The following is a 4,977-nucleotide window of genomic DNA, read 5'->3' as shown; positions in this document are numbered from 1 at the left end:
AGTGAGATTGAATCTAAGCATTTTTCTGTACGTAGTCATCCTTCCAAAAGGAAAGAGCTAACAAAGGGTTGAACACCAAGCTCACTCAAACAGTTTTTTGTACAGGGTCGAGCCACCAAAAAAGACCGCGTTTTACTAACTGTTTGCGTCACTAACATTATGGGCTGAGGAGATTAATTTTCATGCATGGGTTGGGAGCGAAAGCTCATGTGAGTTTTTTGTTTGAAAACATAAGTGCAGCCGATAGAATTTTACAAAACAAAGCTTAAATTTGTTAAACTAAGGAAAAGACTTTTATTAAGGATGATTTTCTAAAAGTCTTATCTATCCAAACTTTATGATGGAGGATGGTCACTTTTGAATGAAACAGTCGATACACATGAGCGTTTTATTAAACAAATCGCCAAAGAGCAAACTTTAAATGTTAAACAAATCGAAAATGTCATTTCGATGACGAACGAAGGCAATACGGTTCCTTTTATCGCACGTTATCGTAAAGAGCAAACAGGAGCGCTCGATGAGGTGCAAATTCGTCAAGTCATTGAGAGATGGCAATACATACAGCATCTTGAACAACGGAAAGATGAAGTACTTCGTCTCATTGATGAACAGGGGAAATTAACGGACGAACTTAAACTTGGGATTGAGAAGGCAATTAAGCTTCAAGAAGTAGAGGACTTGTATCGTCCATACAAACAGAAACGGAGAACGAAAGCAACGGTTGCCAAAGAAAAAGGTTTAGAACCGTTTGCACAATGGATGTTAACATTTCCGTTATCAGGAAATCTTGAAACAGAGGCGGCCTCTTACATATTAGAAGAAAAAGGGGTAGCTACGGTCGAAGAAGCAATTGCTGGCGCGAAAGATATTATTGCGGAAATGGTCTCTGATGACGCTGCTAGCCGAAAGTGGATTCGTACGGAAACATATAAAAATGGTTTAGTTGAGTCAACAGTGAAAAATGAGGAAAAAGACGAAAAAAATGTATATGAAATGTACTATGAATATTCAGAGCCAATTAATAAAATTGTCCCTCATCGTATCCTTGCTTTGAATCGTGGTGAGAAAGAGGAAATCCTCAGAGTTTCTATTAAAACAGGAACGGATTTAATCATGAGGTATCTTGACAAAAAATGGATAAATAACCACCAGTCATTCACCGCTTCTAGTGTCACTGAAGCAATTGAAGATGCATATAAGCGTTTAATTCAGCCAGCAATTGAACGAGAATTAAGGAATGAACTGACAGATAAGGCAGAAGAACAGGCAATTCATATTTTTTCAGAGAACTTAAGAAAACTATTATTACAACCACCATTAAAAGGGAAAATCGTACTAGGAGTCGACCCTGCTTACCGAACAGGCTGTAAATTAGCCGTTGTTGATGAAACAGGGAAAGTCTTGAAGATCGAAGTCATTTATCCGCATCTTTCAGCCGGAAAAGCCCAAGAGGCAAAAGGTAAGTTCATTCAGATTATTAATGGCTACGATGTAGAAATGGTTGCAATAGGGAATGGGACGGCTTCTCGAGAAACAGAGCAATTTGTTTCTGATATACTAAAAACCCTCGACAAAGAGATTTTTTACCTAATCGTGAACGAAGCAGGAGCAAGTGTTTACTCAGCTTCTGACCTTGCCCGTGAAGAATTTCCAGATTTACAAGTTGAGGAAAGAAGTGCGGTATCAATTGCACGGAGACTTCAAGATCCGTTAGCGGAATTAGTGAAAATAGATCCAAAATCTGTAGGTGTTGGTCAATATCAACATGATGTCAGCCAGAAGCGTCTATCTGAGTCATTGACTTTTGTTGTTGAAACCGCGGTGAACCATGTTGGTGTAAATGTAAATACAGCTTCTTCTTCGCTATTGCAATATGTTTCAGGTTTATCGAAAACAGTTGCGAACAATGTTGTGAAAAAACGTGAAGAAGAAGGGAAATTCACGAGTCGCACTGAGTTAAAGAAAATTCCGCGATTAGGTGCAAAAACTTATGAACAAGCGATCGGTTTTTTGCGTGTTATTGATGGGAAGGAGCCGCTCGATCGCACTGGAATACATCCTGAAAGCTACGGGGAAGTAAAGCAATTATTAAGCAGTCTTGGATTCAAAACAGCGGATATTGGTTCCGAACAGCTAAAGGAGCAACTTTCCAAGCTTAATATTCAAAAAACAGCAAAGGAACTGAATATCGGTGAGTTGACTTTAAAAGATATTATTGATGCACTTGTTAGACCAGAAAGGGATCCGCGCGATGATCTTCCGGCACCGCTGTTAAAGAAGGACGTCTTAAAACTTGAAGACTTAAAGGCTGGCATGGAGTTGCAGGGGACCGTTCGAAATGTAGTTGACTTCGGTGCGTTTATCGATATTGGGGTAAAACAAGATGGGCTTGTCCATATCTCTAAACTGAGCAATAAATTTGTTAAGCATCCACTAGACATTGTATCCGTTGGCGATGTAGTTACTGTTTGGGTAGATAGTGTCGATTTCAAAAAGGATCGGGTCGCATTAACGATGTTGGGTTCGGAACAGTAAGCATGATGATCAGAAAGGAAGTCTTTCCCTTAAAGAGGACAGACACCCTTTCTTTTCTTTATTCTGTTTTCACGGTTAGCAATAGCACAGCTTTCACTTCATTCATCTCCAGCAGAGATGTCTTGTTTTTGTCTATAAAAAAACCAGCATTGATTTAATAGCTTAATTTGATATCGATCTTTCTCATAGAAAGCACGCATCATTTGATTCTGAAACCAAACAGGCATCGTACATACCTCCAGATTGGTTAATGTAACATTACTATATGCTAGAATAGGTTGTCATGTTCACAAGTTAAATAAATCATTAGTCATTAAGGGGAATATTGCCCAAGGGATCATAAAAGGTATTATAGAAGGTGAAGAAAAATGAACAATCAGGAGCTTCAAACTCTAGTTGAACAGATTTCAATTAATGAGTTTGGGAAGTCATTTCGACATCATGCCTATTTTAATTCGAGGCTGCGTACAACTGGAGGTAGGTATCTTCTTCAAAGTCATGATATTGAAATTAATAAAAAGTACTTTGAACAGTTAGGGATGAACGAACTAATTGGGATTATTAAACATGAGCTTTGTCATTACCATTTGCATCTAGAAGGAAAGGGCTATAAGCATCGCGATCGTGATTTTCGAGAACTTCTCTCCAAAGTAAATGCACCTAGGTTTTGTACGGTGTTGCCAGAGAATAAGAAGAAAAAGCAATCGCGCAAGATTCTTGTTTATCATTGTACAAGTTGCCATCTCAACTATCATCGGAAAAGGTCTATTGATCTAACACGTTTTGTTTGCGGTAAATGTCGTGGACGTTTGAAATTAGTGAAAAAAATGGATGGGAATGAGGAACAATAACTTCTCTGGATTTTTTCAAAAAGTTCCTTGACTTTTATTGGGCACATAATTATAATCATAAGAGTCGACAACAGCGGTTGTCCAAAAATAAGAATTAATTAAGTCACAATTCTATTTTTCCGCAGTAGCTCAGTGGTAGAGCATTCGGCTGTTAACCGAACGGTCGTAGGTTCGAATCCTACCTGCGGAGCCATATTTGGGGAAGTACTCAAGAGGCTGAAGAGGCGCCCCTGCTAAGGGTGTAGGTCGGGTAACCGGCGCGAGGGTTCAAATCCCTCCTTCTCCGCCAGTAAAATAATATGGCCCCTTGGTCAAGCGGTTAAGACACCGCCCTTTCACGGCGGTAACACGGGTTCGAATCCCGTAGGGGTCATTCCGATTAAATGGTCCGGTAGTTCAGTTGGTTAGAATGCCTGCCTGTCACGCAGGAGGTCGCGGGTTCGAGTCCCGTCCGGACCGCCATTTTTCATGATACACAATATACTGTTGGGCTATAGCCAAGTGGTAAGGCACCGGACTTTGACTCCGTCATTCGCAGGTTCGAATCCTGCTAGCCCAGCCATTTTTTATTTTTTAAGTGGATAAATGTATGGTAGTTACGAGCCATTAGCTCAGTTGGTAGAGCAGATTGCTCACCTCCTCGAATTGCATCTTTGGCAATCTGCGAGGAAGACCGTAAGGTCTTTCGAGCATCAGATGCGATACAATAAAACTTATTGTGTAATACAATGAGAGGTACTTTTTTTACGAGCCATTAGCTCAGTTGGTAGAGCATCTGACTTTTAATCAGAGGGTCGAAGGTTCGAGTCCTTCATGGCTCACCATTTTAGAGGTTCGATTGTTTGTAATTCATCGATGTAATTACTTAACGTCTAACATCTAGACTAATACATCTAAAAAACGCGGGTGTGGCGGAATTGGCAGACGCACTAGACTTAGGATCTAGCGCCGCGAGGCGTGGGGGTTCGACTCCCTTCACCCGCACCATAAATTACCATTGAATTTTTTAATAAAATAGTATAATGTTAGTTGTTGTTAAATAATATATGCGGTCGTGGCGGAATGGCAGACGCGCTAGGTTGAGGGCCTAGTGGGGGCAACCCCGTGGAGGTTCAAGTCCTCTCGGCCGCACCAAAAAAAGTTCTTGACAAAAAGAAAATAACTTGTTATGATATAAAAGTTCGCTTTTAAAGTGCGCCCGTAGCTCAATTGGATAGAGCGTCTGACTACGGATCAGAAGGCTATGGGTTCGACTCCTTTCGGGCGCGCCATAAGATAACGGGAAGTAGCTCAGCTTGGTAGAGCACTTGGTTTGGGACCAAGGGGTCGCAGGTTCGAATCCTGTCTTCCCGACCATTCAAAACAACTAATTAAAAATAAAAATGCGGGTGTAGTTTACTGGTAAAACCTCAGCCTTCCAAGCTGATGTAGTGGGTTCGATTCCCATCACCCGCTCCAGAAAAAATTGCTCTTTGAAAACTAAACAAACAAGCGTCAACAAACAATAACAATTTGTGTTTCTTCTATAATGAAGATCACAAGCCAACGTTTTATTTTATGAGCTAAAGCTTACTCTTTATTGGAGAGTTTG

At 40.5% G+C, this 4,977-nt stretch carries 3 protein-coding genes and 11 tRNA genes; 13 read left to right on the top strand and 1 reads right to left on the bottom strand.

Features of this window, described 5'->3' with window-relative positions; genetic code table 11:
- Positions 1-357 precede the first annotated feature (357 nt).
- Entirely contained in the window at positions 358-2,535 is a 2,178-nt protein-coding gene (locus GNT69_RS25225) for a Tex family protein (protein WP_203557727.1), read from the top strand.
- A gap of 98 nt (positions 2,536-2,633) precedes the next feature.
- On the opposite strand, the gene cmpA is transcribed toward GNT69_RS25225, so the two are convergent.
- Positions 2,634-2,762, bottom strand: coding sequence for a cortex morphogenetic protein CmpA (gene cmpA, locus GNT69_RS25220; protein ID WP_203557726.1), 129 nt, complete (start codon positions 2,760-2,762; stop codon positions 2,634-2,636).
- Between the two features lie 141 nt (positions 2,763-2,903).
- On the opposite strand from cmpA, the gene GNT69_RS25215 reads away from it, so the two are divergent.
- The 12 genes from GNT69_RS25215 to GNT69_RS25160 all read left to right on the top strand — a co-directional run bounded on the left by GNT69_RS25215 (position 2,904) and on the right by GNT69_RS25160 (position 4,844).
- Entirely contained in the window at positions 2,904-3,386 is a 483-nt protein-coding gene (locus GNT69_RS25215; protein WP_203557725.1) for a SprT family protein, read from the top strand.
- 118 nt (positions 3,387-3,504) lie between these two features.
- Positions 3,505-3,579: transfer RNA gene (locus GNT69_RS25210), tRNA-Asn, on the top strand.
- Positions 3,580-3,584: 5 nt separating this feature from the next.
- Positions 3,585-3,675: transfer RNA gene (locus tag GNT69_RS25205), tRNA-Ser, on the top strand.
- Positions 3,676-3,687: 12 nt separating this feature from the next.
- A tRNA-Glu gene (locus tag GNT69_RS25200) sits at positions 3,688-3,759 on the top strand.
- Positions 3,760-3,771: 12 nt separating this feature from the next.
- Positions 3,772-3,848 (top strand) — tRNA-Asp (locus GNT69_RS25195).
- Between the two features lie 25 nt (positions 3,849-3,873).
- A tRNA-Gln gene (locus tag GNT69_RS25190) sits at positions 3,874-3,948 on the top strand.
- A gap of 186 nt (positions 3,949-4,134) precedes the next feature.
- Positions 4,135-4,210 (top strand) — tRNA-Lys (locus GNT69_RS25185).
- A gap of 78 nt (positions 4,211-4,288) precedes the next feature.
- Positions 4,289-4,373 (top strand) — tRNA-Leu (locus tag GNT69_RS25180).
- 61 nt (positions 4,374-4,434) lie between these two features.
- Positions 4,435-4,520: transfer RNA gene (locus GNT69_RS25175), tRNA-Leu, on the top strand.
- 60 nt (positions 4,521-4,580) lie between these two features.
- Positions 4,581-4,657 (top strand) — tRNA-Arg (locus tag GNT69_RS25170).
- Positions 4,658-4,665: 8 nt separating this feature from the next.
- Positions 4,666-4,742: transfer RNA gene (locus tag GNT69_RS25165), tRNA-Pro, on the top strand.
- 28 nt (positions 4,743-4,770) lie between these two features.
- Positions 4,771-4,844: transfer RNA gene (locus GNT69_RS25160), tRNA-Gly, on the top strand.
- The last annotated feature ends 133 nt before the right edge of the window (positions 4,845-4,977 follow it).

Source organism: Bacillus sp. B15-48 (assembly GCF_016879755.1).
GTDB lineage: Bacteria > Bacillota > Bacilli > Bacillales > Cytobacillaceae > Mesobacillus_B.
Note: the sequence above shows the minus strand (reverse complement) of the source record. Positions and strands in the feature narration are given on the sequence as shown.